The sequence below is a fragment of the Intrasporangium oryzae NRRL B-24470 genome, assembly GCF_000576595.1.
GTDB classification, from domain to species: Bacteria; Actinomycetota; Actinomycetes; order Actinomycetales; family Dermatophilaceae; genus Intrasporangium_C; species Intrasporangium_C oryzae.
This window is the reverse complement of record NZ_AWSA01000014.1, coordinates 37,419-63,613: the sequence shown is the minus strand read 5'-3', so window position 1 is coordinate 63,613 and position 26,195 is coordinate 37,419. Positions and strand designations below refer to the sequence as shown.

General features: G+C 71.2%; 26 protein-coding genes. 8 read left to right on the top strand and 18 right to left on the bottom strand.

Features of this window, described 5'->3' with window-relative positions; translation table 11 throughout:
- Window positions 1–36 precede the first annotated feature (36 nt).
- Complete coding sequence (locus N865_RS08345) at window positions 37–960, bottom strand: CHAD domain-containing protein (RefSeq protein ID WP_051510352.1); 924 nt, start codon at window positions 958–960, stop codon at window positions 37–39.
- Window positions 961–1,137: 177 nt separating this feature from the next.
- Window positions 1,138–3,066, bottom strand: coding sequence for an erythromycin esterase family protein (locus N865_RS08340; protein ID WP_157557618.1), 1,929 nt, complete (start codon window positions 3,064–3,066; stop codon window positions 1,138–1,140).
- Between the two features lie 156 nt (window positions 3,067–3,222).
- Between N865_RS08340 and N865_RS08335 the strand changes: the two genes are divergently transcribed.
- Entirely contained in the window at window positions 3,223–4,206 is a 984-nt protein-coding gene (locus N865_RS08335) for an aldo/keto reductase (RefSeq protein WP_034804002.1), read from the top strand.
- Window positions 4,207–4,286: 80 nt separating this feature from the next.
- Here N865_RS08335 and N865_RS08330 read toward each other — a convergent pair whose 3' ends face one another.
- Window positions 4,287–4,592, bottom strand: a complete 306-nt coding sequence (locus tag N865_RS08330; protein ID WP_084328067.1) for a glutaredoxin domain-containing protein — start codon at window positions 4,590–4,592, stop codon at window positions 4,287–4,289.
- A gap of 63 nt (window positions 4,593–4,655) precedes the next feature.
- On the opposite strand from N865_RS08330, the gene N865_RS22250 reads away from it, so the two are divergent.
- Window positions 4,656–5,735 carry a DUF429 domain-containing protein gene (locus N865_RS22250; protein WP_084328066.1) on the top strand — a complete coding sequence of 360 codons (1,080 nt, stop codon included), beginning with the start codon at window positions 4,656–4,658 and terminating at the stop codon, window positions 5,733–5,735.
- 200 nt (window positions 5,736–5,935) lie between these two features.
- A complete protein-coding gene (locus tag N865_RS08315) occupies window positions 5,936–6,790 on the top strand; it encodes a CPBP family intramembrane glutamic endopeptidase (protein WP_169735721.1) in 855 nt (284 codons plus the stop codon).
- Here the strand turns inward: N865_RS08315 and pgi are convergent.
- Both pgi and N865_RS08305 read right to left on the bottom strand, forming a co-directional pair.
- Window positions 6,771–8,444, bottom strand: coding sequence for a glucose-6-phosphate isomerase (gene pgi / locus N865_RS08310; protein ID WP_034804116.1), 1,674 nt, complete (start codon window positions 8,442–8,444; stop codon window positions 6,771–6,773). The two genes, N865_RS08315 and pgi, sit on opposite strands and share 20 nt — an antisense overlap.
- Window positions 8,445–8,653: 209 nt before the next feature.
- The gene (locus N865_RS08305) at window positions 8,654–9,226 is read right to left on the bottom strand and encodes a DUF6529 family protein (protein ID WP_051510351.1); all 573 of its coding nucleotides are present in this window, start codon (window positions 9,224–9,226) and stop codon (window positions 8,654–8,656) included.
- 143 nt (window positions 9,227–9,369) lie between these two features.
- On the opposite strand from N865_RS08305, the gene N865_RS08300 reads away from it, so the two are divergent.
- The 3 genes from N865_RS08300 (at window position 9,370) to N865_RS08290 (ending at window position 11,224) form a co-directional block, all read left to right on the top strand.
- Window positions 9,370–10,068 (top strand): class I SAM-dependent methyltransferase, encoded by a 699-nt coding sequence (locus N865_RS08300; protein ID WP_084328065.1) that lies wholly within the window; start codon window positions 9,370–9,372, stop codon window positions 10,066–10,068.
- Between the two features lie 103 nt (window positions 10,069–10,171).
- Window positions 10,172–10,843, top strand: coding sequence for a Type 1 glutamine amidotransferase-like domain-containing protein (locus N865_RS08295; RefSeq protein ID WP_034803999.1), 672 nt, complete (start codon window positions 10,172–10,174; stop codon window positions 10,841–10,843).
- An 87-nt stretch (window positions 10,844–10,930) separates the two neighbouring features.
- The gene (locus N865_RS08290; protein WP_034803998.1) at window positions 10,931–11,224 is read left to right on the top strand and encodes a hypothetical protein; all 294 of its coding nucleotides are present in this window, start codon (window positions 10,931–10,933) and stop codon (window positions 11,222–11,224) included.
- A 42-nt stretch (window positions 11,225–11,266) separates the two neighbouring features.
- Here the strand turns inward: N865_RS08290 and N865_RS08285 are convergent, their stop codons facing one another.
- The 4 genes from N865_RS08285 to N865_RS08270 form a co-directional block, all read right to left on the bottom strand.
- Window positions 11,267–11,752, bottom strand: a complete 486-nt coding sequence (locus N865_RS08285) for a VOC family protein (RefSeq protein ID WP_034803997.1) — start codon at window positions 11,750–11,752, stop codon at window positions 11,267–11,269.
- 142 nt (window positions 11,753–11,894) lie between these two features.
- A complete protein-coding gene (locus N865_RS08280) occupies window positions 11,895–12,173 on the bottom strand; it encodes a hypothetical protein (RefSeq protein ID WP_034803996.1) in 279 nt (92 codons plus the stop codon).
- Window positions 12,174–12,215: 42 nt separating this feature from the next.
- Window positions 12,216–13,034, bottom strand: a complete 819-nt coding sequence (locus N865_RS08275; protein WP_051510350.1) for a hypothetical protein — start codon at window positions 13,032–13,034, stop codon at window positions 12,216–12,218.
- Window positions 13,031–13,708 (bottom strand): DUF4386 domain-containing protein, encoded by a 678-nt coding sequence (locus N865_RS08270; RefSeq protein WP_034803994.1) that lies wholly within the window; start codon window positions 13,706–13,708, stop codon window positions 13,031–13,033. Before N865_RS08270 ends, N865_RS08275 begins: the two co-directional genes overlap by 4 nt.
- A gap of 102 nt (window positions 13,709–13,810) precedes the next feature.
- Here N865_RS08270 and N865_RS08265 point away from each other — a divergent pair, with 102 nt between their 5' ends.
- Entirely contained in the window at window positions 13,811–14,515 is a 705-nt protein-coding gene (locus tag N865_RS08265) for a TetR/AcrR family transcriptional regulator (RefSeq protein ID WP_034803993.1), read from the top strand.
- A gap of 226 nt (window positions 14,516–14,741) precedes the next feature.
- On the opposite strand, the gene N865_RS08260 is transcribed toward N865_RS08265, so the two are convergent.
- Complete coding sequence (locus N865_RS08260) at window positions 14,742–16,175, bottom strand: MFS transporter (protein ID WP_034803991.1); 1,434 nt, start codon at window positions 16,173–16,175, stop codon at window positions 14,742–14,744.
- A gap of 113 nt (window positions 16,176–16,288) precedes the next feature.
- Here N865_RS08260 and N865_RS08255 point away from each other — a divergent pair, with 113 nt between their 5' ends.
- Window positions 16,289–17,086: a MerR family transcriptional regulator gene (locus tag N865_RS08255; protein ID WP_034803989.1), complete on the top strand. Its 798-nt coding sequence runs from the start codon at window positions 16,289–16,291 to the stop codon at window positions 17,084–17,086.
- A 310-nt stretch (window positions 17,087–17,396) separates the two neighbouring features.
- Here the strand turns inward: N865_RS08255 and N865_RS08245 are convergent, their stop codons facing one another.
- From N865_RS08245 to N865_RS08210, 8 genes are all read right to left on the bottom strand, one after another.
- Window positions 17,397–17,666, bottom strand: a complete 270-nt coding sequence (locus N865_RS08245) for a hypothetical protein (RefSeq protein WP_157557616.1) — start codon at window positions 17,664–17,666, stop codon at window positions 17,397–17,399.
- Window positions 17,667–17,669: 3 nt separating this feature from the next.
- On the bottom strand, window positions 17,670–19,052 hold the full coding sequence (dnaB, locus tag N865_RS08240) for a replicative DNA helicase (RefSeq protein ID WP_034803980.1): 1,383 nt from the start codon (window positions 19,050–19,052) through the stop codon (window positions 17,670–17,672).
- A gap of 484 nt (window positions 19,053–19,536) precedes the next feature.
- Window positions 19,537–20,322 (bottom strand): glucosamine-6-phosphate deaminase, encoded by a 786-nt coding sequence (gene nagB / locus N865_RS08235; RefSeq protein WP_034803979.1) that lies wholly within the window; start codon window positions 20,320–20,322, stop codon window positions 19,537–19,539.
- The gene (locus N865_RS08230; RefSeq protein ID WP_051510349.1) at window positions 20,322–21,386 is read right to left on the bottom strand and encodes an ROK family protein; all 1,065 of its coding nucleotides are present in this window, start codon (window positions 21,384–21,386) and stop codon (window positions 20,322–20,324) included. The genes nagB and N865_RS08230 overlap by 1 nt, the downstream gene beginning before the upstream one ends.
- Window positions 21,383–22,822 carry a beta-N-acetylhexosaminidase gene (gene nagZ, locus N865_RS08225; RefSeq protein WP_051510348.1) on the bottom strand — a complete coding sequence of 480 codons (1,440 nt, stop codon included), beginning with the start codon at window positions 22,820–22,822 and terminating at the stop codon, window positions 21,383–21,385. Before nagZ ends, N865_RS08230 begins: the two co-directional genes overlap by 4 nt.
- Window position 22,823: 1 nt before the next feature.
- Entirely contained in the window at window positions 22,824–23,663 is an 840-nt protein-coding gene (locus tag N865_RS08220) for a carbohydrate ABC transporter permease (RefSeq protein ID WP_051510347.1), read from the bottom strand.
- Window positions 23,663–24,655 carry a carbohydrate ABC transporter permease gene (locus N865_RS08215; protein WP_084328064.1) on the bottom strand — a complete coding sequence of 331 codons (993 nt, stop codon included), beginning with the start codon at window positions 24,653–24,655 and terminating at the stop codon, window positions 23,663–23,665. Before N865_RS08215 ends, N865_RS08220 begins: the two co-directional genes overlap by 1 nt.
- A gap of 132 nt (window positions 24,656–24,787) precedes the next feature.
- A complete protein-coding gene (locus N865_RS08210) occupies window positions 24,788–26,143 on the bottom strand; it encodes an extracellular solute-binding protein (RefSeq protein ID WP_034803978.1) in 1,356 nt (451 codons plus the stop codon).
- Window positions 26,144–26,195: the final 52 nt, after the last annotated feature.

Sequence of the window (26,195 nt, the reverse complement as noted above, 5' to 3'; positions counted from 1 at the left end):
TTCCTGCTGACCCCGAGCCGCCCGCTCCGGCGCCCGTCAGCCCTTGAGCACCCGACGGATCTTCTTGCGGTTCAAGGCTTTCCACGCGCCCTCGAAGTCCCGCACGGCGACGGCAGCCCGCTCCTGCTCGAAGGCATGCAGCCGGCCGTACGTGAACGTGTCCTCCCCGGCGGCGTGGGCCGTCGCGGCGAACTCACGCAGCCACTGCCGGGCGACCACCGTGTCCTGGTGCTCGCCGAGCGCGTCTTGCACCCGCTTGGCGGACACGGCATACCGCGTGGCGCGAGCGCCGAGCACCGGGACCGCGGACTCGGCGCCGTACCGCGCCCGCTTGGACTTCTTGCGTGCCTCGTGAAGGGCGAGGTCTCGCTCGGTGGGATCGCTGACGCTCTCGACGGCGCGGACGGCCTTGCGAAGCCGCTTCGTGTCGCGGCGCAGGAGCCGGCGGACGACGGGGCGGGCCCGCCCGGTCGCGTCGTCGAGCAGGGGTGGCGCCTCGGCGAGCCGGGCCAGACCCTCGAGAAGTCGTGCGTGCCGTTCCCCCAGGAGCGCCTGGCGTCCCTCTTCGAGCCCGGTGTCGTAGGCCGCTCGGAGCGTCGCGTCGATGCGCTCCCTCACCGGTCCGGCAAGCAGGTCGGGATCCTCGGCGTCGAGGAGGGCGTCGAAGCGCGCGGCGAGCACCTGCGCGTCGCGGGCGCGGGCGAGGGTCTGCCCGAGCCAGCGCAGCTCTTCGCGCAGGGGGTCGGTCTGCTCTCGGTCGAGAAGCGGTCGGTAGGTCGTCAGGGTCGACCGCAGCCGGCGGGCGGCGATGCGCATCGCGTGGACCGAGCCCGGCTCGGACGCGCGGACCGCCTCGTCGCGGCGCCGGAGCTCGGCCGACTGGGAGGTGAGGAGGTCGCGGAGGAGCTGGCCGGCGGATCCCGTTGGGGCCTCGGCCTCGTCACCGTGCGGCGTCGTCATGGCTCATCGTCCACCCGGCGAGCCCCCGACGCAGCCCAAACGCCTGCCATGCCCGGCGCCGAGTGCGCTGCCGCGTCCCGGACCCGAGGGGCCGTATGCCGCCGGGTGGGCCCGCGAGCCGACCCGGCGGCATACGTCGTGGTGGGGTGAACCGGGGTGAACCCCGGCACCGACATATCAGAAGCCGGTGGGCTCGGTCTCGTACTCGGGCTCGACCGGGCGGCCCTCGTGGTGGAGTGGCTGCAGGGCACGTGTCTCCTCGAACCAGACGAGGGCGTCGTAGCGGGCGCCCATCCGCGTCGGCACCTCGTTGCCGCGACTGCGCTCCGGCGCGTAGACGACACCGATCGCGCGGTGGCCGAGCCAGCACGAGAGCCACGGCCCGGACCGGTCCGGCCCGAAGACGAGCACGGACGGCTCGCCGAGGGCCCGGTGGAGGAGGTCCTCGTGGGTGCCCGCCCGGGCGAGCGGCACCTGCATGACCTCCTCGGGCTCACCCCACCCGGAGCCGGCGACGACCGTGCCGCGGTGTCCCGCGAACCCGACGAGGACGACACCCTCGTCGTGGTGGCGCTCGCGGACGAGCTGGCCGACGTTGACCATGCCGGCCCGCGCCATGTCGGTCGCGCGAGCGTCACCGACGTGGGTGTTGTGCTCCCAGACGATGCCCTTCGACTCCGGCCCGAGGTGATCGGTGAGCCGGTCGATCGTGTCGGCCATGTGGAGGTCTCGGACGTTCCACGATGTCCGGTCACCGCGGACCATCGCGCGGTAGTAGCGCTCGGCCCCCGCGGCGACCTCCGCGTTCTGCCCCGCCGCGAAGGCGACCTCGTCGCCGGCGGCCGACTCGAGGGTGCGCCGGCGCACCTCGACGAGGAGCCCGACGACGTCCGCCTCGCACGTCTCCGGCACGAGACGGGTGCTGTACGCATACCGGTGCGGGTCCTCGTGGAACGGCAGGAAGCACTGCCACGCCTCCATCGCCGCACCGAGGGCCTGCGGCGCGTGGGCCTCGAGCCAGGTGATGACCTCACGGAGGGAGTCCCAGAGGGAGTAGACGTCGAGTCCGTAGAAGCCGACACGCTCCCCTGCCGGACGGGCGAGGTTCCAGGCTCGGAGCCAGGCGAGGAAGTCGGCGACGTCGCGGTTGGCCCACATCCACGTCGGCCAGCGCTCGAACTCGGCGAGGACGGCGACGGCGTCGAGGTCCTGCTCGGCGAGCCCGCGGACCCACCGGTTGATCCTCCAGCAGTCGGGCCAGTCACCCTCGACCCCGATCCACGTGAAGTCGCCCGTCTCGATGAGGCGACGGGTGATCTCGGCCCGCCACTGGTAGTACTCGTGGGTCCCGTGCGAGGCCTCCCCGAGGCAGACGAACCGGCTGTCGCGGGCGCGGTCGACGAGCTGCTCGAGGTCGGCGGCCGAGCGGAGCGGCCGGGCCAGGGACCGGATCTCCCCGAGGCGTGCGGCCTCGTCGAGGAGGTGCACGACTTCGTCGTCGGTCGTCGGCCCGAAGTGCCGGTAGTGCTCGCCGACGGCCCGGAAGCGCCGGGGTGCTGTCACCGCGACGACCTCGTCGGCCTCGGGCAGCTCCCGGAGCCGGTCGGGCGCGCCGACCGGGACCGCCAGCACCACACGGGCCGCCCCGCGGTTCCGCGCGATGCGGCACGCGACCCGCGCGGTCGCGCCCGTGGCGAGCCCGTCGTCGACGATGACGACCGTGCGGTCCTCGAGCGGGATCGCCGGCCGGCCGGCGCGGAGGAGCGCGAGGCGCCGCGCGAGGACGGCGCGCTCCTTCTCCTCGACGGCGGCGACGTCCTGGAGTCCCAGCCCGAGCCGGGTGACGAGGTCCGTGTCGACGACGCGGGCCCCGCCCTCCCCGATGGCGCCCATGGCCATCTCGGGGTGGAACGGCACGCCGAGCTTGCGCACGACGAGGACGTCGAGCGGCGCGTGGAGCGCCTCGGCGACCTCGAAGGCGACCGGGACCCCGCCTCGCGGGAGGCCGACGACGACGGGATCGCTGTCGTGGAGGTGCCGCAGCTGGCGGCCCAGCTGCCGTCCCGCGTCGACCCGGTCATCGAACTCGCTGTGCCCACCGAACATGGTGCTCACCTCCACCCGAGGTGTAACCCCGCCGCACCCGCGCCGGGCAGGGCCGATGGTCCCTGCTCGGCTCTCTCTGCACGACCGGGCACGCGTCCGGGGCGCGCCTGCACGAGCAGGCGCGCGGCGACGCGGCCCGCAGGGCAGACTTCAGGGATGAGATTCGTCGAGGTGGACGGGCTGGGCCCGGTCAGCCGGGTGGGGCTCGGGACGTGGCAGTTCGGATCGCGCGAGTGGGGATACGGCGACGGCTACGCCTCCCGCGTGGCGATCGACATCGTGCGGCGGGCCCGCGAGCTCGGGGTGACCCTCTTCGACACGGCCGAGATCTACGGCTTCGGCCGGAGCGAGCGGATCCTCGCCGACGCGCTCGGCGACGACCGCGAGCGGGTCGTCGTGGCGAGCAAGCTCTTCCCGCTCGCCCCTTTCCCGCCGGTCGTCCGGCGTCGCGCGGAGGCGAGCGCGCGCCGGCTCGGCGTGCGGTCGATCCCGCTCTACCAGGTGCACCAGCCGAACCCCGTGGTCCCCGACTCGGTGACGATGCCCGGCCTGCGTGAGCTCCTCGACGCCGGCCGGATCGGCGCCGTGGGCGTCTCGAACTACTCCCTCGACCGGTGGCGCCGCGCCGACGCGGCCCTCGGCCGGCCGGTCGTCAGCAACCAGGTGCAGTTCTCGCTCGCGCACCCCGCCCCGCTCGACGACCTGGTGCCGTTCGCCGAACGAGAGGGTCGCATCGTCATCGCGTACAGCCCGCTCGCGCAGGGCCTCCTCGGCGGTCGCTACTCCGTCTCCCACCGCCCGGGCGGCGTCCGCGCGGCGAACCCGCTCTTCGGCACGGAGAACCTCCGCCGGGCCGAGCCGCTCCTCGCCACACTGCGCGAGGTGGCGGGGTCGCACGGCGTCGAGCCCGCCCAGGTCGCGCTCGCCTGGCTCCTCGGCCTTCCCCAGGTCGTCGTCATCCCCGGCGCGTCGAGCGTCGAGCAGCTGGAGTTCAACGTCGCCGCCGCCGAGATCGACCTCGACCCCGCCGCGCACCAGGCCCTCACCGACGCCGCGCGGGCCTTCGCCCCCGTCGGAGGCTTGCGTACCGCGACCGACGCCGTCCGGGCGCGCCTCCGCCGCGAGCCGGCGCCCCGCTGACCCCGCCGTCGGCGCGGGCCGCGGTGAGCGGCATACGGGCGCCGTATGCCGCTGGGCCCGCCACCCGAGACGCGGCTCGGTCAGCGCGCCAGCGCAGCGACGACGAGCGCCGGGTCCGGGTTCGTGTGGGCGACTCCGGAGATGAGGACCGTCGGGACGGTCTCGTTGCCGTCGTTGACCGAGCGCACCCACGCCGCCCCGTCGGCGTCCTCCCAGATGTTGACCCAGGCGATCTGCTCGCTGTGCCGGCGCACTTTGGCTCGCAGCCGCATCGTGAAGGGGCAGTTGGGGCGCCAGTAGACGGCGACTCCCGTCGCGCCGTGGGCTTGGGCCTCGGCGTGCGGCGTCGGGGACGGGATGGCGACGAAGTGCTCGGCGATGCCCATGGCGCAAGGCTAGAGGCTGCGGAGGTGTCGCGACGCTCCCACGAGGTGCGGTTGGGTGGTGCCATGGACACGGATGTATGGCAGGCACGGATCCGTGCCTTCGCCGACGAGCGGGAGTGGGACGTGTTCCACACCCCGAAGAACCTCGCGATGGCGCTGTCGGTCGAGGTCGCCGAGCTCGTCGAGATCTTCCAGTGGCTCACGCCGGAGGAGTCGGCTGCGGTCATGGCGGGCGAGCGCCGGCAGGACGTGCTCGACGAGGTTGCCGACGTGATGACGTACCTCCTTCGGCTCGTCGACGTGCTCGGCATCGACCTCGACGCAGCGCTCGAGTCCAAGGGCGCGCGCAACGCCGTCCGCTATCCGGTCGAGTCGTCTCGAGGGTCGAGCGCGAAGGCGCCGGCGCTGGAGATCGCCCCCGCTCCCCCGTCCGTCCCCGACCCGGTCGAGGTGACCGTGCCGGTGCTCGGTGTCGACGGCTGCCGGTCCGGGTGGGTCGGCGCGGTCCTCGAACCGGGTGCACCCCGGCCGCGGGTCGTCGTCGCGGCGACGGTCGCCGAGCTCGTCGAGCTGGTGCGACAGTCGCTCGGCATCGAGGTCGTCGGGATCGACATCCCGATCGGCCTGCCCGACAGCACGACTCGTCAGGCCGACGTCCTGGCGCGTCGGGCGCTCAAGGGCAAGTCGTCGTCGGTGTTCACGACGCTCACCCGAGCCGCCTACCTCGCCGGGACCCGGCTGGAGGCCGATGCCGCCAACCGGGCCGCATCGGGCCAGGGGGTCGGCGCTCAGGCCTTCGCGCTGCGCGAGAAGGTCCTCGACGTCGACGCATGGGTGCGCTCGCGCCCGACGGTGTCGGTGATCGAGGTGCACCCAGAGCTGTCGTTCGCGACGATGACCGGAGCCCCGGTCCTGGCGAACAAGAAGACCGACGAGGGGCGCCGGGCCCGCCTCGCCGCGCTCGCCGCCGCGGGGATCGCGTCCCCGTCCGTGCTCTCCGGCAGCGGGTATGCCGCTGACGACGTCATCGACGCCTGCGCGGTCGCGTGGACGGCTGCGCGCCACGCCGCCGGGCTCGCGACGTCGCTGCCGGAGACGCCGGAGCGGTTCTCCGACGGGATCGCGGCGGCCATCTGGGTGTGACCGGCTCTCGCGGGCGCGGCGACCGGGTCGTCGCAGCCCCGTCGATCGTTCCGCCGGCTCTCGCGCGCTAGCCGCGCGTGTCGTCGGTACCTTCGGCCCTGTCTCGGCGGGAGCCGAGGCGATCGACTGGTGCCATGCCCCTACCGGACCGCATCGATGAGGACCGGACCATCCGAGGGCACGCATCACCCGGTCGACGCGTGCTCTGGTTCTTCGTGCTGTCGTACGCGATCAGCTGGGCCTGGGTCATCCCGTGGGCCGCGACCGGCCACACCGTCGAGCAGGGTGTGGGGTGGCCGACGCAGCTGCCCAGCCTGGTCGGGCCGATGCTCGCCGCGTTCGTCCTTACAGCGTCGACCGAGGGACGTGCCGGGGTCGGGGACCTCGTGCGTCGCATGGTCCGGTGGCAGATCGGGTGGCGCTGGTGGGTCGCCGCGGTGAGTCCGCTCCTCTTCTTCCTCGTCGTGCTCGCGGTCATGGCCGTGGCGGGCCTGGACGTCCCGGCGCGGGACGACGTCGCGAGCTTCAGCGGCATACCTCTGGGGCTCGGGCTCATCGGCGTCTGGACGGTCGTGTTCCTCGTCAACGGGTTCGGCGAGGAGACGGGGTGGCGCGGCTACGCCCTTCCCCAGCTGCAGCGGCGGTTCGGGCCGCTCACGGCGACGCTCATCCTGGCGGCTGCGTGGGCCGGATGGCACGTGCCGCAGTTCTTCTACCTGCGCAGCTACAAGGACTTCCCGCCCGCGATGGTCCCCGTGTTCGTGTTCGGTCTGCTCGCGGGAGCAGTCGTGCTGACGTGGCTCTACAACGGCACCGGCGGCAGCATCCTCGCCGTCGCCGTCTGGCACGCGCTCTACAACCTCACGGGGGCGACGAGGGCCGCCGGCTCGGGGGCTCTCTCGGCGGTGATGTGGACGTTCGTCGTGGTGACCGCGCTCGCGCTGCTCGTCCTCGAGTGGCGGGCGTCGCGAGCGGGGGGTCGGTCGGTGCTCGGTCCGCGCCCCGCCAGGCGGCGGGCCGCGGACCCGGCCGCGTCTACCGTGCGCGGTGGCTGAGGTAGTAGCGGACGAGCGACTGCGTCGAGGCGTCCTGCTCGGCGAGCGCGGCTTCGTCACCGGCCACGGCGGGGGTGACCTGCTTGGCCAGCTGCTTGCCGAGCTCGACGCCCCACTGGTCGAAGCTGTCGATGCCCCAGACGACGCCCTGCGTGAAGGTGATGTGCTCGTAGAGGGCGATGAGCTGACCCACGACGGACGGCGTCAGGGCGGGAGCCATGATCGACGTCGTCGGCCGGTTGCCGGGGAAGACGCGCGCAGGCACGATCTCCTCGGCCGTCCCCTCGGCGCGGACCTCGTCGGCCGTCTTGCCGAACGCGAGCGCCGCCGTCTGCGCGAAGAAGTTGGCGAGGAAGAGCTCATGGACGTCGCTGTCGCCGTCGGTGAGCGGGTTGGCGGGCGTCGCGACGGCGATGAAGTCGGCGGGGATGAGCCGGGTGCCCTGGTGGATGAGCTGGTAGAAGGCGTGCTGGCCGTTGGTGCCGGGCTCGCCCCAGAACACCTCGCCCGTGTCGGTCGTGACGGGTGAGCCGTCGTAGCGCACGCTCTTGCCGTTGCTCTCCATGGTCATCTGCTGGAGATAGGCAGGGAAGCGGTGGAGGTACTGCGCGTAGGGCAGCACGGCGTGGCTCCCCGCGCCGTGGAAGTCGACGTACCAGACGTTGAGCAGGCCCATCAGGGCCGGGACGTTCTCGGCGAGGTCGGCCTCGACGAAGTGGCGGTCGATGGCGTGCATCCCCGCGAGGAAGTCGCCGAAGTTCTCGGGGCCGATCGTCACGGCGAGGACCGTGCCGATGGCGGAGCCGACGGAGTAGCGGCCGCCGACCCAGTCCCAGAAGCCGAACGCGTTGGCGGGGTCGATGCCGAACTCGGCGACCTTGTCGAGCGCCGTCGAGACCGCGACGAAGTGCCGGGCGATCGCCTCGGACGCCTCGTCCTCCGAGTCGTCGATGGCACCGGCGCCTCGAAGGCCGTCGAGGAGCCAGGCCCGGCAGAGGCGGGCGTTGGTCAGCGTCTCGAGGGTGGTGAAGGTCTTGGAGGCGACGATGAAGAGGGTCGTCTCGGGGTCGAGACCCTTCGTCTTCTCGGCGACATCGGTCGGGTCGATGTTGGAGATGAAGCGGGCCGTCAGGCCGGCCTGGACGTAGGGCTGGAGCGCCTCGTAGACCATGACCGGGCCGAGGTCGGAGCCGCCGATGCCGATGTTGACGACGATCTCGATCGGCTTGCCGGTGACGCCGCGCCACTCGCCGCTGCGAACCTTCTCGGCGAAGGCGTAGACCTTGGCCAGCTCGGCATGGACGAGCGGGACGACGTTCTCGCCGTCGACCTCGATGTCGGCGTCCGCCGGGGCGCGAAGCGCCGTGTGGAGGACGGCGCGGTCCTCGGTGACGTTGATCTTCTCGCCCGCGAACATCGCGTCACGCCGCTCGGTCAGGCCCACCTGCTCGGCGAGGTCGACGAGGGCGGCGAGGATGTCGCCGTCGACGAGGTTCTTCGACAGGTCGACGTGGAGGTCGGCGGCCGTGTGGGTGAGACGCTCGGCGCGGCCCGGGTCGTCGGCGAACGCCGACCGGAGGTCGATCTCGCGGCCCTTCAGCTCGGTCAGGCGAGCCCAGGCGGTCGTGGTCGTGGGGTCGATCGGTGTGCTCATCAGGTCAGCTCCCATGGTCCGCGGCTCCGGTGGGCCGGTCGTTGATGTCGCCCTTTTCCTCTCGCGAGCCTAGTGAGGCGCGGACCCCGCGTGTAGGCCGCGCCCGCGGCGTGGTCTCCGCGTCATCGGCCCTGGCACGCCCGTCCGGTCGCCCAGCACTCTTCGTCTGGCCGGCTGTTCGACGGGCCCAGCGGCATACGCCAGCGGGCTCAGCCGTAGGTGCCCGAGCCGGGCCAGCCCACCTGAGCGATGTACCAGACGGCCGAGGTCAGGACGACGCCTATGAGGACGGCGAAGAGGAGGCCGCCCGCGACCGGGATGAGCCACCCGGGCGCGCGTCGGGAGCGGACGGCGACCACCTTCACGACCACGGCTCCGAAGACGGCGCAGCCGAGTATGCCGTGCACGACCGTTCGCGTCGACACCCCCTGGCCCGTCTGCAGGCCGAGAGCCCACAGGCACGTGTAGGCGACGAAGGTGGTCATCACGATGGCGACGACCCCGGTGACCCGGTGGGCCATGCCCAGCCACGAGGGAGCCGCGATCCCGAGCCGGCCGTAGAGCCAGAGGGCCCCGACGATCTGGAGCAGGGCCAGGACGCCGATGACCGTCGAGAGCACGACCTTCATGTCGATGACGCTCTGGAAACCGAGGGCGGTGGTGCCGCTGGCGGTCGGCTGGTGAGCCGCGCCGAACACCCCGATGAGGAGTGCGACGACTGCGCCGGCCGCGAAGGCCGCCAGCGGGACGGCCATGCCCTTCTGCGCCGTGGTGTCGGCCATGGGTTCAGCATCCTCCCCGGCCGCTCGCTTGGGAACGCTTCTGGCGCGTGCGACGAACTTGGACGGGAGAATCGGCTGTGGTCGTGCCACCCTTGCACGGGTTCGCTCCCGCCCGGGGAGCACCCAACGGGAGCGAGGACTCTGTGAGGGCCGACCACTACGACAGCTTCGCCGTGAGCTACGCCAGAGCCAACGAGTCAGGTCTCTTCAACAAGTACTACGCGCGACCGGCGATGATCGAGCTGGCCGGCGATGTCCGGGGACATCGGGTGCTCGATGCCGGATGTGGCTCCGGACCTCTGTTCGAGGACCTCCGCGCCAAGGGCGCCATCGTGACCGGCTTCGACTCCAGCCCGGCCATGCTCGAGCTGGCACGACAGCGGCTCGGTGACGACGCCGACCTGCTCGTGGCCGACCTCAGCCGGCCCCTGCCGTTTGCCAACGCAGCGTTCGACGATGTCGTCGTCTCCCTCGTGCTGCACTACCTGCAGGACTGGACGGCACCACTGTCCGAGCTGCGGCGCGTCCTCAAGCCCGGTGGCCGCCTTCTCCTGTCGGTCAACCATCCCCGCATCCTCGAGTCGAGCGACCCGAGTGCGGACTACTTCTCCGTGACGCAGTACTCGGAGGAGTACACCTTCGACGACCAACGCGCAGTCCTCACGTACTGGCACCGGCCGCTGCACGCCATGAGCGACGCGTTCACCGAAGCGGGCTTCCGCATCGCCGTCATCAGTGAGCCGCCCTTCTCACCGAGCACCCCGCGCGAACTGCTGCCGCCGGACATCGGCGATCGACGCGCGTTCATCTGCTTCCTGTTCTTCGTCCTCGTGGCCTGCTGAGGGTGCCGCCTGGTGTGTACGGTGTGAACACCTCTCGGGTGAGCCCCCTTCGGAGTGACCAATGGGTCCCCGAGAGATCCCTGACGACTCATGGAGGCAGGCAATGAAGCTTCTCCTCACCTCTGGCGGGGTCACGAACACGAGCATTCGTGATGCCTTGATCGGCCTGCTCGGCAAGCCGATCGCCGACTCGAGCGCCCTGTGCATCCCCACCGCGATGTATGGCCACCCCTGGGTCGGCCCCGGCACGAAGGCCTGGCAGTTCATCAGCGGGAAGTCCGAGAATCCCATGGTCGACCTGGGCTGGGAGTCCGTCGGCGTGCTGGAGCTGACCGCGCTGCCCAGCCTCGACGAGGAGCGCTGGGTGCCTGTGGTGCGGGAGACGGACGTCCTGCTGGTGTCGGGCGGCGATGCCCTCTACCTGTCCCATTGGATGCGGCAGTCCGGGCTGGCGGATCTGCTGCCGACGCTGGGCGAGAAGGTCTGGGTGGGACTGAGCGCCGGGAGCATGGTGATGACCCCCAGGATCGGCGAGGACTTCGTCGGGTGGAGACCGCCGACCGGTGACGACCGCACGTTGGGGATCGTGGACTTCTCGATCTTTCCCCACCTGGCGCCCGACGGCATGCCGGGCAACTCCATGGACGAGGCCGAGCAGTGGGCGGCCGGCATCGTCGGCCCGGCCTACGCGATGGACGACCAGACGGCCATCAGGGTGGTCGACGGCACCGTCGACGTCATCTCCGAGGGGCAGTGGAGGCACTTCCCCGCATAACGGTTCACGACCACTCCGAGTCCGGGTCGACCCCTCATGTCGGCTCTTGCCGCGCCGCTCGGATCCGCGATGGCAGCATGGCCTGTCATGAGCGGGAACGACGGTGTCGAGGTGAACGCGCTGGCGATCAACGTCGCCATCCCGGAGTCGCTCCGCTGGACGGACGTCAGACGCGGAGACACCTTCCGGCTGGAGACGCTGACCGTCCGGCTCCTTCCCCACGGCCACCTCGCCGCGAAGGCGTACGGTCGGCCGGTCGAGGGTGGCCGCGGCGCCTACGTCTCGTTCCCGGTCCCGGACCGGCCGGAGATCGCGAGACTCATCAGCGAGGCGGCCGACCGGGCCGGGGCACTGTGGGCGTCGCACCGCGGCCCGCAGTGAGGAGCAGCCACCAGCCCTCGTGACGTCCGTTTCGTCGCGGGGCTATGCCGTGTCGAAGGCTCGCTGGAGCTCGGCGATGTCGAGCTTCTTCATGCTGAAGATGGCATCCGCGACCGCCTTCTCCTTTGCGGGGTCCTCGGAGTGCAGCTCGGCGAGCATGCTCGGGACGACCTGCCACGAGAAGCCGTACTTGTCCTTGAGCCAGCCGCACATGCTCTCCTCGCCCCCGTCGGCGGTGAGGGCGTTCCAGTAGCGGTCGATCTCGGCCTGGTCGTCGCAGAAGATCTGCACCGAGGTGGCCTCGGAGAAGGTGAACTCGGGCCCGCCGTTCAAGGCGGTGTAGGGCTGACCGTCGAGCTCGAAGTCGACGGTCATGGCCGTGCCGGCGCTGAAAGGGGCGGGGAACGGGCTGCCCTCCGGGTAGCGCTGGATCCGCCCCACCTTGGAGTTGGGGAAGACCGAGCAGTAGAACTCGGCGGCTTCTTCGGCCTGCCCGTTGAACCACAGGCAGAGGGCTGTTCGGGTCATCGGCGTGTCCTCCCTGTCTCGTCACCGTCGCGCCGCGTCTGCGGGCGGACGGAGCACGTCCACCGCTGGTCCCACCCATCATCACGCGGAGGGCTTCTGGGATACAGAGCCAACGTCGCGGGAATCGGCTGGCCGGTCCCGCTCAGTCCGCTGCGTTGGGTGCGGAGCGACGCCCGAGGGCGAAGCCGCTGACGCCGCCGAGGAGGACGAGGCCGGCGGCGAAGAGGCCGAGAGCGGCATACCGCCGGGTGCTCACGAAGACGAGTGACGACACGGTCTCCTCGGAGGTCAGCGGTTCGTAGGAGAACCAGCCGAACCCGGCAGGCTCGCTCCGCCACAGGAACACCCCGACAGCGACGAGGACGGCTGCGAGCACCACGCCACCCACGACCAGCTTCCGTCCGCGCCCGCGTGAGGTCATGGCAGCAACCTACTCATCGGCACGGACGCGTTGGCCCTCGTGTCAGCTGCCGCCCTGGAAGAACGCGAGCAGGGCGGGAGCGGGGTTGGCCGCGGTACTGATGTTCGCAGCGGTCACGACGCCGAAGAACGCCGCCAGCGCGAGCACCGCGAGGGCCATCAGGACCAGCGTGCGTCGCTGCCGCCGCTCGTCGCGCGGCACCCGCGCGCGGCGCCGCCACAGGAGCACGGCCGCCGCGATGAGCCCGACGGTCACGACGCCACCCAGCCAGGACATCGCCACGTGGTATGCCGCGAAGTCGCGCACCAGCGCGTCGAGCGCGGGCGAGTGCCCGCCGTCCGCGAGACCGCGCTGGACCTGGGCCGTCGTGGCCGCGAGGTCGGTGTTCGACGAGCCGAACGGGATGAGCCCGAGCGCCGACGACAAGGGGGCGATCGCACCCTGGATGTTGGCCACGAGGATCAGCAGGGCGAGCACGGCCAGGGCCGCCTGCACGGCGCCGACCGTCCCGACGACGAGTCGTCGTCCCAGGCGCTCGGCGTGGACGTATGCCGCCCAGAGCCGCGGCGCCAGCGCAACGAGGACGACAAGCAGGAGCGCGGCGAGCACCGCCTTGATGACGTGGAACCGCGCCCAGTAGTCGACGGGGCGAGCGAGGTCCGGGCCGACGACGCCCTCGCCCGCGGACCAGAAGCGCACGAAACCGGTGCTGAGCGACTGGCCCAGGGTCGACACGTCCGGGTATCCACCACCGGGGCCGAACGACGCCAGCCGGAAGGGTACGAACGCGACGGCAAGGACGAGGAGAACGGCCCCGGCGATCAGCCTGGGCGTGGATCCTTGGCGAACCAGCAGGGTCATCGGACCTCCATGAGCTCTCGTGCGGGCGTGGTCTGGGCGGGTGACCGGAGCCCTCGAAGGACGAGTTGCGCGGCCAGACACACCTCCCAGGCGAAGAGCGGGACGGCGAGCAGCGGCTGCGGTGTCGCGAGGCCGAACATGACCGTCACGTTCATCAGGGCGACCAGGGTCGCCCCGACGATACCGAGGACCGGGATGAATCGCGGAACCAGACGGCGCCGGAGCAGCAGCGCGGCGAGCACGACGGCGTTGACCGGGTTGATGAGCCCCGGGCCGACGAGGAACGTCCAGTCGTGCACGAGGTGCAGGCCGGCGGTGACAGCCGGGTCGAGCCCCGAGCCGGCGCTGCTCGCGGGGCGGGCGACGGCCGGCAGGATCGCGACGACGCCGACGAGGATCACCGAGGCCTCGAGGGTGCGCAGGGCGACGTACCCGACGGCTGAGCCGTGCCCGTGGCTGCGGAGCAGCGGATAGAGGGTGAGTGACGTGCCGACGACCGCGACGGCGAGGACCACCTCGAGGAGTGCGGCGACGAGCACGGACGTCCTTCCGGCGAGGGCAGCCGTCGGGTCGAAGGCCGACCCCCCGTAGAGCGGCACGGCCGCGACGGAGGTGACCCAGGTGACGAGGTAGAGCAGGCCGGCGAACCTGGCGAGAGCGCGTGGATTGGTCATCGTGGCTCCGTGAACTCCGAGGTGTACGGCGTACACCTTCGCTTGAGAGCGTAGGCATACGATGTACACCCGGTCAAGAAACCCAGTCCCCGAGGAGGTCGTATGCCGCGTGGCTCGGCAAGCGCCCGCGAGCCGCTCAGCCGCGGGCGGGTCCTGAGAGCCGCGATCGCTCTGGCCGACGCCGAGGGCATCGACGCCGTGAGCATGCGCCGGCTGGCCGAGGGTCTTGGGGTCGTGCCCATGGCCCTCTACAAGCACGTCGCAGACAAGGACGACCTCCTCGACGGCATGGTCGACACGCTCATCGGTGACATGCCGGCCCTGCAGGCGCCTCGGCCAACCCAGTGGCGAGGCGCCGTGCGCGACACGATCCTGGGGGCCCGGGCCGTCGTCGCCGCGCACCCGTGGGCCCGTCGCGCGATCGAGACCCGCACGGTCCGTACGCCAGCCGTCCTCGGCCACATGGAGCGGCTGACCCAGCTGTTCCTCGGAGCCGGGTTCTCACCGGACCTGACCCACCACGTCATGCACCTGCTCGGCAACCGGATCTGGGGGTTCAGTCCCGAGCTGTTCAACGATCCGGGCGGCGCACCCAGCCCCACAAAGAGGCGCACCTCGGGGACCCCGGACCCGCAGGACTACCCGGGCATCCTGCTCATCGCGGCGGACGCCCAGGCCAGGCGGCCAGGGGCGGTCGGCTGCGACGAGGACTTCGAGTTCGACTTCGCGCTCGGGGTCATCCTCGACGGTGTCGCCCGGCTCCACCGGTCGAAGTGGGCCTCGGACGCGGCCCGAGACGGCGGGTAACCCGTCCGCTCGTCCCTGGTGTCTTGACCGCCCGGTCGAGCCGCGCGCGGCAGTGCCGCGGGGGTGCTCGACACGCCTACGGCACTGCCCACCGTCGCTGGGCAGTGCCGTAGGTCCGTCCGATGACGGGCGGGGGCGCGAGGTGCGGCGACTGGCGCCCGACGGCCGGCGGCCGGCGCCGGCGCCCGTGCCCGCGCTGCGCGCTGGGCCCGACGTGGACGCGGACTCACGCGGGGACGGCGCTCGTTCGACGTGCGGGCAGCGCCGCGACTGCGGCAAGCACCCCCATGACCCCGGCCAGGTAGACGAGGCTGTGCTGGAAGGCAACGCCGACGCCGGCCGTCGTCGCGGTGAAGTAGATGAGCCCGACGAGGGCGACGCCGATGCAGTTCCCGAGCTGCTGAACGGTCGACATCGTGCCGCTCACGAGAGCCGCGTCCGCAGGCTTGGCCTGCGACATGACCGCGCCGATCTGAGCGGTGAGGCACACGCCCATGCCGAACCCGGAGACGACGAGCCCGGGGGCGAGCCACAGCGCCGACCCGTGCGCGCCCGCGTCCGCGACGCCGACCCACGTGAGCAGGTGTCCGGCCAGGAACACGACGGCGGACGCTGGGGCGACGAGGCGGCCCCACCGGGCGACGAGGACGGCAGCCCGGGAGGTGCCGACGAGATAGGGAACGGCCACGAGACCGAACAGCGCACCGGACTCCAGGGCGCCAAGGCCACGGTCGGTCTGCAGGTAGAGCGCGAGGACGAGGAAGTACGACGCCATCCCGAGGAACAGGAGGAACTGCCGTGCCAACCCGAGACGAAGAGACGGTGTCGCGTCGATCACGACGCGCAGGAGCGGGTCGTCGCCGCGTCGCTGCAGCGGCCCGGCGCGGGCCACGAGGGGAAGAGTCAGAACAGCCGCGCCGGCAAGACTCAGCCAGGTCCACAGTGGCCAGCCGTGGCTCGGACCCTCCAGCAGCGGCAGGAGCACGGCGACGAGGGCCGATGTCAGCAGAGCGACCTCGATGAGGTCGAGGCGCGGTGCGCGCGCGACACGGACGTCGGGGACGGCGCGACGAAGGAGCGCGAGAGTGAGGACGCCGACCGGCACGTTGACGAGGAAGATCGAACGCCAGCCCAGGCCGAAGAGGTCGAGCTCGATGAGGATGCCGCCGATGAGCTGTCCCGACACGGCCGCGAGTCCCATCGCCATGGAGTAGGCGGCGACGGCGCGCCGGTAGGCCGCCCCCGAGTAGACGTCACCGATCAGCGCCAGGACCATCGGCGTCAGCATCGCGGCGCCCACGCCCTGGACGAAACGTGCCGCCATGAGCACGTCCATCGTCGGAGCCAGCCCGCACGCGGCGGACGTCACGACGAAAAGGGCGGTGCCAGCGGCATACATGCGTCGGCGACCCCAGCGATCGCCGACGCGGGTGGCCGCGAGAAGGAGGGCGCCGTAGGCGAGTCCGTAGCCCGCGACGACCCACTCGAGGGCGGTTGCGGTGGCGTGGAGGTCGCGCTCGATGGACGGGAGGGCGACGTTGACGATGAAGAAGTCGAGGACGTTGAGGAAGATGCCGGCGAGCAGCACGAAGAGCGGTAGGCGGCCGGGAGCGTCGGTGACGCGTGGGGCCACGTCGGTGCGGGTGCGTGTCTGTGTCATGACTCCGTTGTCGGGTCTCCGGCAAGGGGAGAGTCAAGCGCCTGCGCGACGCTTTCCCGTGGCGCGATCCGGGGGCTTGAGTCTCCCCCTGTGGGAGAGTCGAGCCTGTGTCCATGAGCACACGACTGAGCATCGGCGACTTCTCCCGGATGACGTTCCTCAGCGTCAAGACCCTGCGGCACTACCACGAGGTCGGGCTGCTCGCGCCGGCCGAGATCGACGCCCACTCGGGCTACCGCTATTACCGGCCGGACCAGGTCGGCTCGGCCCAGCTGATCCGCCGCCTACGGGACCTCGACCTCCCGGTTCCCCAAGTGCGCGAGGTGCTCGCGGCCCCTGACGCCACGACGCGCGATGCCGTCATCGCACAACACCTCGACCGGATGACGCGTCAGCTCGAGCAGACCCAGGCCACCGTCGAGTCGCTGCGGCGCCTGCTCTTCAGTGGTGGTCCGGAGCTCGAGGTGTCGGTGGTCGAGGAGCCCGACGTCTGGGCCCTCGTGGCGCGGGCGGTGGTCGGCGGCGACGAGGCGCCGGCCTGGTGGGTGCAGACGTTCACCGAGCTGCACGCCGCGCTTCGCAGTGCGCGAGTGAAGCGGACCGGGCCGGACGGGACGCTGTTCCCGACCGAGTTCTTCACGGAGGGGGCGGCCGAGCTGACGTGCTTCGTTCCGGTACCGGAGGGAACGCCCGGCTCGGAGCGCATCGCCGGTGATCGGCTCGCGACGACGGTCTATGACGGCCCGTTCGGTGACCTCGACACTGCGTACGGCGTCGTCGGCACCACGGTCACCGAGCGCGCCATCGCGAGCGACGGCCCCATCCGTGAGCGGTATCTCCCGCGCGGTGACGAGGACGACCTGCTCGACCACCGGACCGTCGTCTGCTGGCCGGTGACCGCCGCCGACTGAACCCCTCTCCGCCCTTCAAGCGGGGTCGTCAGAAGTCCTCCCGATGCGGTCGGCTGCGACGAGGACGACGAGTTCGACTACGCGCTCGGAGTCACCGTGGATGGAATCGCCCGGCTCCACCCGTCGAAGTCATCCATCTCGAGGACCAACGGTCGCGCCGATCCGGCTCGGCCGGGTTCCAATCGCATGGAGTGAGTATCGCCCGGCGGGGAGTGCCGGCAGCCGACCACCGGCGCGGGCGCTGACTGCAGGACCGCGCCGCGGCAGTGCTCCAGCCCGATGACCTCGATGAGACTGGAGGTCCACCGTGTCACATTGACTCTGTCCTGCGTGATGCTGAGCCGGTGCGCGTCAGCGGTTCCGTCTGGATCGTCATCGGATCGTCGGCAGTTGCTGGCGCGGCGGTCAGTTTCGCGCTGACGAGCGACTCGTGGTGGAGCTGGTTGACTGCCTTGGGCAGCAGCTTGACCGTTGCGAGCCAGCTCGAGCGAGCACCCATCTCAGACCCGGACAGGCACGAGCAGCACACCGTCGACGGATGCTGCACGGCATCGCGGCGTTGAGGGCCGTCGACATCCACCGCTCAGAAGTTCGTGGCCATGTTGGTGAAGCGGCTGAAGTGGCCCTGGAAGGCGACGACGATCGTGTCGGTGGGGCCGTTTCGGTGCTTCGCCACGATGAGGTCCGCCTCGCCCTCACGCGGGGAGTCCTTCTCGTAGGCCGCCTCGCGGTGCAGCAGGATCACCATGTCGGCGTCCTGCTCGATCGATCCGCTCTCACGAAGGTCGCTCATGGCGGGCTTCTTGTCGGTGCGCTGCTCGGGTCCACGGTTGAGCTGCGAGATCGCGATGACAGGGACCTCGAGCTCCTTGGCGAGCAGCTTCAGCGCACGCGAGAACTCGGACACCTCCTGCTGGCGGGACTCGACGCGCTTGCCGGACGTCATGAGCTGGAGGTAGTCGATGACGACGAGCTTGAGGTTGTGACGCTGCTTGAGGCGGCGGCACTTGGCCCGGATCTCCATGAGCGACATGTTGGGCGAGTCGTCGATGAAAAGCGGCGCGTCGGACACCTTGCCCATGGTCGACGCGAGACGGGTCCAGTCCTCCTCACGCATCGTGCCCTTGCGCATGTGCTGGAGCTGGATGCCGGCCTCGGCCGAGAGCAGACGCATCGTGATCTCGGTGCGGCTCATCTCGAGGGAGAAGACGACGGCGGCCATCTTGTGCTTGATCGCAGCCGACCGCACGATGTCGAGCCCGATCGTGGACTTGCCCATGGCCGGGCGGGCGGCGATGACGATCATCTGGCCGGGGTGCAGGCCGTTGGTCAGGGCGTCGAGGTCGGTGAAGCCGGTCGGCACGCCGGTCATCTCGCCGGACCGGCCGGAGGCCACCTCGATCTCGTCGACCGTGGCCTCGATGACCTCGCCGAGCATGTGGTAGTCCTCGCCGCCGCGCTTGTCGGCGACGGCGTAGACCTCGGCCTGGGCGGCGTTGACGATGTCCTCGACGTCACCGCCGCCCTGGGCGTAGCCGAGCTGGACGATGCGGGTGCCGGCCTCGACGAGGCGGCGCAGCACGGCGCGCTCGGCGACGATCTGGGCGTAGTACCCGGCGTTGGCGGCGGTCGGCACCGAGGCGATGAGCTCGTGGATGTAGGCCTGGCCACCGACACGGGTGAGGTCGCCACGCTTGGTCAGCTCGTCGGCGACGGTGATCGCATCGGCAGGCTCGCCGCGGCCGTAGAGGTCGAGGATCGCGTCGTAGATCAGCTCGTGGGCGGGCCGGTAGAAGTCGGTCCCCTTGAGCTGCTCGACGCAGTCGGCGATCGCGTCCTTCGACAGGAGCATGCCGCCGAGCACGGATCGCTCGGCGCCGACGTCCTGGGGCGGCAGCCGGTCGTCGGCCGGTCCCCCCTCACGAGTCGGCGTGAACGCACTCGTGCTCAGCTCGTCGAGCGACACGGCCCGGCCTCCCCCCATCGTGTGAAATTACCTCGGTGCAACTATCGAACTCGCGACCACCGACAACAGCCCCCGGAGGCCGTTGCCGGCCTCCTCGCCGAACCCCCACCCGGGAGCACCGCCCCAACCTAGAGCCGGGCCGCCTCTGCGACAAACGTCCCCTGTGGACAACGCGTGGACAACTCGGAGGACAAGCCATCAACAGCTGTGGACAAGGTGTGTGCACAACGGTGACTTTCCTCCGGAGCTCCTGCCTCGGCGTGGCCGCTGACGTGCGCAAACGCACGTCCACCGGGTGTGGACAGAAAGTTCTCGAGGCCTGTGCTGTCACGTTCCCGTCATCCACACACCCGGGGGTATGCCGCTGAGCGGGGTCGCGCTGTCACCGCCCGGATCCGCGGTCGCCGAGACCCGACCGCGCGCGTCGTCATGGCCGGTCGAGCCACCCCGCAGGCACATCCTCCGGGCCCCTGCCCGGAGCGGGTCAGAGACCGGCTGCCGACTCGTCGTAGTACTCGCGGTTGCGAAGGCCAGCGGCGGCCGCCTCGTCCACGACGACGAGCGCATCGGCGTGGAACTGGAGCACCGAGCCCGGGCACGACGCCGTGAGCGGTCCCTCGACGGCGGCCGCGACAGCAGGGGCCTTCGACGCGCCGGTCGCGACGAGGAGGAGGCGTCGGGCCTCGAGGACCGTGCCGAGCCCCTGCGTGACGCAGTGGGTCGGCACGTCGTCGAGCGACTCGAAGAAGCGGGCGTTGTCGGCCCGGGTTCGCGAGGACAGGCGCTTGACCCGGGTCCGCGACGTCAGCGACGAGCCCGGCTCGTTGAAGCCGATGTGGCCGTTCCTGCCGATCCCGAGGATCTGGACGTCGATGCCACCGACACCCCGGATCAACTCCTCATAGCGCGCGGCTCCGGCAGCGAGCTCGGACTCGTTCCGCCCGGACCCGTCCGGCACGTGGAGGCGCTCCGGGGCGAGCCCGACCCGACGGCATACCTCTGCGACGAGGACCTCGCGGTAGGACTCGGGGTGGCCGGCGGGGAGCCCGACGTACTCGTCGAGGGCGAAGCCGTACGCCTCCGAGAAGTCGACCTGACCGCGGTCGACCGCGAGCGCCAGCTCCTTATAGAGGCCGAGCGGCGAGCTTCCGGTCGCCAGCCCGACGACGGGCGCTCGCCCGGCCGCGACCGACTCGGCCACCGCCTCGATGACGACCCGCGCAGCCCGGCGCGCCGCCTCCTCGGGACCTGCCGTGACGAAGACCTCCATCAGCCGGCCTTTCCCTCGAGCGTCTCTGCGAGAGTGCGGTCGCGCGACCCATCGACCGATCCGTCGAGCATACCGACGCGGACCTGGTCGGCCCCCTTTCGGTCGCGGACCTCGGCGATCGCGCCACCTCGATGGTCGGCACCGACCCACGCGGGCGAGTCGGGCAGCCAGGCCGCCCCGAGCGCCGCGACCGGAACGGCCGACGGGAGCAGCTCGAACCGGTCGGCGAGCCCGAGCGACGCGACGACTCGCGCCGAGGAGGCCCGCCGCTCGAGGTCGGCGAGGATCCCGGCGTGCAGCGGGGCACCCAACGCGGCCAGCCCGCCGCCGATGACGACCCGCTCCGCGCCCGAGGCGAGGACGAGCAGCTGGATGGCGAGCCCGACGCCGCTGCAGAGCACGTCGACGGCGGCAGCGGCGGCGCCGTCCCCGACCTTCGCCGAGGCGAACGGGTCCGGAAGCAGCCTTTCCCCGGCCGGCCACATGCGCGCCATCGTCGACCCCGAGGCGACCGTCTCGAGACAGCCCACCTGGCCGCACGAGCAGACCACGTCCCCCCCGACCGGCAGGTGCCCGATCTCTCCCGCCACCCCGTGGAGGCCCCGCACGACCTGGCCGTCGACGACGACCGCCGACGCCAGTCCGGTCCCGAGGTTGAGGTAGGCGAGGCGCTCGCCGGGCCGGGGTCGGACGATCCGGGCGGCGCCGATCGCGGCGGCCTTGACGTCGTTCTCGACGGCAACGGCCCGCCCGAGGACGTCCTCGAGCGCGCGGCCCAGCGCGAGCTCCTCCACGCCGAGGTTGACGGCGTGGTGCACGACGCCGCTCCCGATGTCGACGAGACCGGGCATGCAGGCGCCGACGGTCGTGATGTGGTCGAGCCCGCCGACTGCGGCCGCCACCTCGAGGGCGAGGAACCGGACGACGTCGACGACGCCCACGGGCCCGTGGCCCGACGGAGCGGTCCGGAGCGCCGCGACCCCGTCCTGCGCGGACCCGGAGTGGTCGTCGCGGACCGCGACGACGGCGGTCTTCGTGCCGCCGATGTCGATGCCGAGCCTCATCCCGCGTCCACCCCGCCCGCAGGATGATCGCCCAGGCCGAGGAGGCGGCCGAGCTGCTGACCGACGACCAGCGAGCCGCCGTACGTCACGAGGTCGGCGCCGCCGCGCGGCCAGCCGCACTCGACGACGATCGTCCGGTGTCCAGCGGCACGCATGCGCTCGGCCGTCCGCCAGGCCGGGTGGTCAGCGGACAGGTCGCGGGCCGCGACGGCGACCTTGGCTGCCGCGGGCACGTCTGCCTCGGGCACGGTCAGCCCGGCCGCCTCCGGACCCCACGCGACGTGACCGACGGCGAGGTTGGCCAGGGTGTCGACCTGGACGATCGCCGGAGCCGCCGCGTCGGCGATCCACTCGCGCGCCGCAGCCTCGAGGTGGAACCAGCCCGCGAGCGCCTCCGCCTGCGCGAAGGCGCCCTCGCTGGGTGAGCCCTCGAGCGGCGGGGGGAACAGGCCCGAGAGGAGGGCGACGCGGTGCGCTGCGTGCTCGACCCGCTCCCGGGGCAGCCGGCCCGACTCGACGGCGGTCAGGATCGCCTCGACGACCTCGGTGAAGAGGACCTCGGAGGTCTCCGAGCCGAGACAGAGCAGGTCGCACCCGGCGGCCAGTGCCCGGACGGCCGCCTCGGGGATGCCGGTGATCGCCGAGGCGCCGGCCATGTCGAGGGCATCGGTGACGATGACCCCGCGGAACCCGAGCTGTCCCCGCAGGACCTCCTCGAGGAGCACCGGCGAGAACGTCGACGGCCGGTCCGGGTCGATCGACGAGACGAGGACGTGGGAGGTCATGACACAGGCCGTACCCGCAGCAATGGCGGCCCGGAACGGCTCGAGCTCTCGCGCTTCGACCACCTCGCGCGGCGCGTCGACCCGGGGCAGTCCGAGGTGCGAGTCGGTGACGGTGTCGCCGTGGCCGGGGAAGTGCTTCGCGCACGCCGCCACCCCGGCCGACTGCATCCCCTCGATCCAGGCCGCCGTGTGCCGCGCGACGTGGGCCGCGTCGGCGCCGAAGCTCCGCACCCCGATGACGGGGTTCTCGTCGGCCGAGTTCACGTCGACCACCGGGGCGAGGTCGAGGTTGATGCCGTATGCCGTGAGCTCACGTCCGATGGTCGCCGCGGACTCCCGCGTCAGCGCGGTGTCATCGATCCGGCCGAGGAGGGCGTTACCGGGCTGGGGCGAGCCGGTCGGGTAGTGCAGGCGGGTGACGTCGCCACCCTCCTCGTCGACGGTGAGGATCAGGTTCGGCGCCGCGTCCCGCAGCTCGGCGCACAGCTGAGCGAGCTGGCCCGGCCCGGCCACGTTGGTGCCGTACAGGCAGACGGAGGCGAGCCCAGCGGCATACTCCCGCGTGATCCAGTCGGGGACGGTCGTGCCGATGAATCCGGGCATGAGCGTGCCGAGGACGAGGCGCCGCAGCGCCTCTTGGTGAGTCGTCATGTCAGCCCTTCACCGCCCCGCCGACGAGCCCACTGCTCATCCGGCCCTGCACGACGAGGAAGAAGATGATGACGGGGACGGCGACGAGCGTCGAGGCGGCCATGACCTGGCCCCAGTCGGTCTCGCGGGTCGCGCTCGCCTGGACGAAGCCACGCAGCCACAGCGGCAGGGTCCGCGCCTGCTGCTCGGTCATGACCACGAGGGCGACGGTGAACTCGTTCCACGCCTGGAGGAAGGCGTACACACCGGAGGCGACGAGGCCGGGGGCGAGGAGCGGGAAGGTGATGCGCAGGAAGGCCTGGGTGCGGGAGAGCCCGTCGACCATGGCGGCCTCCTCGAGCTCGACCGGGACGCCCGCGACGAAGCCGCGCAGCATCCAGACGGTGAAGGGCACGACGGCCGCGGTGTAGAGGATCGCCAGGCCGATGACGTTGTTGAGCAGGCCGAGCGAGCTCATCATCTTGTACTGCGCGATGAACAGGCCCTCGGCGGGCAGCATCTGGATGAGGAGCAGCGCGAGGATGAACGACCTCCGGCCCCGGAAGCGGAACCGGCTGATCGCGAGCGCCCCGAGGAAGGCGATGAAGAGCGCCGCCGCGACGGTCGTGAGCGTGACGGCGAGCGAGATGCCGATCGCGCTGAGGAAGCCGGGGTCGGAGATGACGGCCCGGAAGTTGTCGAACGAGCCCCCGAAAGGCAGGAAGGTCGGGGTCGTCGACTGCAGCGCGACGTTCGGCAGCAGCGAGGAGTTGACCATCCAATAGACGGGGAAGGCCCAGGCGAGGGCGAGAACGATGGCGAGGGCGGTGAGCAGCCCGGTCCGCACGGTCTTGGCGCGCATCAGGACTCCTCCTTCATGATCGAGCGGACGTAGTACCAGCTGAGGGCCACCGTGAGGGCGAGCATGAACACCGACACGGCGCTCGCCGTTCCGAAGTCCCCTGCACCGGTGCCCAGCCGGTAGACGAACGTGCCGAGCAGGTCGGTCTCGTTCGCGACACCACCCGCGTCCTGGAGGATCTTGATCTGCGTGAAGACCCGCAGGTCCCAGATGAGCTGGAGGAGCAGGACGATGGACAGGACGGGGGCGATGAGCGGCACGATGATGTAGCGGAGCCGCTGCCAGCCGCCCGCGCCGTCGATCTGGGCCGCCTCGAGGACCTCGGTCGAGACCTGGGTCAGGCCCGCATAGATCGACAGGGCGACGAACGGGACGCTCATCCAGACGACGATGACCGCCGCGACGACGAAGAACGAGAGCGGCTCGGCGAGCCAGTTGTGGCCCTCGGCGTCGACGCCGAGCCGGACGAGGAGCCAGTTGAGCAGGCCGCGCCGCCAGTCGACGAGCCAGACCCAGACGGTCATCGAGGCGACGACCGGCATGGCCCAGGCGAGGAGGAGCGCGAGCTGGAGGATGATGCGGGTGACGCGGCCGACGGCCTGCATCAGCAGCGCGAGCCCACCGCCGATGGCGACGGTCGTGAGGGCGCTGACGAGACAGAAGGCGATCGACCGGGCGACGACGGCCCAGAGGTCGGGGTCGGTGACGATCGCCTTGTAGTTGTCGAGGCCGACCCACTCCGGGGGCTGGCCGAACTGCTGGAGCATCCCGAAGTGCTTGAAGCTCGTGGCGAGCTGCCAGCAGACGGGGTAGCCGAGGGCGACGACGAGCAGGGCGAGGGTCGGGACGATGAGGAGGAGGGGGACCCTGCGGCCTCGGCGCTTGGCGCGGGCGGGGAGGGCGGCCGGTGCGGGGGACTCGGCTCGGGGGCCACCGGAACCGGAGCCCGTGGCCGGCTCGTCGGTCACGATGACCGGTTGGGGGGCTGACATGGGGGGCCTTTCGAGCAAGGGGTGCCCGGCGGCCGGACGGGGATCGCCCGACCGCCGGGCCGTGCCTCACGGCACGGTGTACCTCAGGGTGTTGCGAGAGCGTGCTGCATGCTTACCGCAGACCGTCGCGGGTCACTTCATGTTGAGCATCGGCGTGATCTTGGCGTCGTACGCCTTGGCGAGGGCCGTGAGGTCGGCCGCATCGCGGATCTTGCCGAAGAACTCCTCCATGACCTGGGCGGACTCGACCGCGGCCCAGCCCGGCGCAGCGGGCGTCAGCTTGGAGTTGGAGGCCGAGGCGATGAGGGCCTTGGCGAACTCGTCCGAGCCGAGCGAGCTGACGTAGTCGGAGTTTGCCGGGCCGAGGCCGGCACCGCCGAGCTTCTGCTGGTAGTCACCCGAGAAGATGATCTTCATGAGCTCGCGGGCGAGGTCCTGGTTCTGGCTCGCCTTGGAGATCGCGATGTTGGAGCCGCCGGCGAAGACCGGGGCCGGCTTGCCGTCGTTGCCCGGGAGCACGAACGCCGTGAACTTCGCCGGGTTCCACTCGCGGACCTTCTTGCCGTCCTTCGTCTTGAGGTCACCGATCGACCAGTGGGCCCAGCCCGGGGCCATGATCGTCGCGGCGGCGAGGGACGTCTTGCCGGTCACCTGCTGCTTGTCGTCGAGGATCTCGTCGGAGTCGTTGACGTAGAGCCACGGCGTGACGTCCTTGGCGTCCGCCGGCGCCTTGGACGCGTTGCGGTAGAGGTCCTGCAGCTGCTGGAGACCCTTGACCGTGTTGGGGTCCGACAGCGTGGAGACCCACTGGCCGTTCTCCTTCTTGGCCAGGTCACCGCCGTTGGCGAAGATCCACGAGATGCCGTTGCGCCAGTCCTGGCCGCCGATGAAGAAGCCCGAGAAGTTCTTGATGTTGCGCGGGTTCTTCGCGGTGATCGTCTTGACGGCCGTGTTGAACTCGTCGAGCGTCTTCGGGGTCGCGACGCCGGCCTCCTTCCACAGGTCGGCGCGGGCGAACATGTAGCGCGAGCCGAAGTAGTAGGGAAGGGCGTACTTCTTGCCGTCGACGCTGCCGGCGTCGACGAACGACGGGAGCAGCTTGGACCCGCCGAGCTCGTCGTACATGTCCGAGATGTCGGAGAACGCGCCGACGTTGGTGAACGTCGGCGACTGCGTGTTACCGAGCTCGACGACGTCAGGGGTGTTCTTGGGGTCGGGGAGCGCCGTGGTCAGCTTGGTGACGAGGTCGGGCCAGGCCTGCTCCTCGATCTTGAGGGTGGCCCCGGTCTTCGTCTTGAAGGTGTCCTGAAGGTAGGTCCGCAGCTCCTGGGGTGTGTCGCTGCCGGCAAGCCACAGGGTGATCGTGCGCTTGGAGTTGTCGGCCTTCGACGGCGACGCGCCCGGCGACGCTGTCGTGCCACCACCGCCACAGGCGGTGAGCAGCAGGGCCGTCGTGGTGGCCACGGCCAGGCCAAGGGTCTTCTTCATTGCTGGTTTCCTTTCACGTGGCCGCGGGCCGCGGACCGAGTTGCGTGATGAG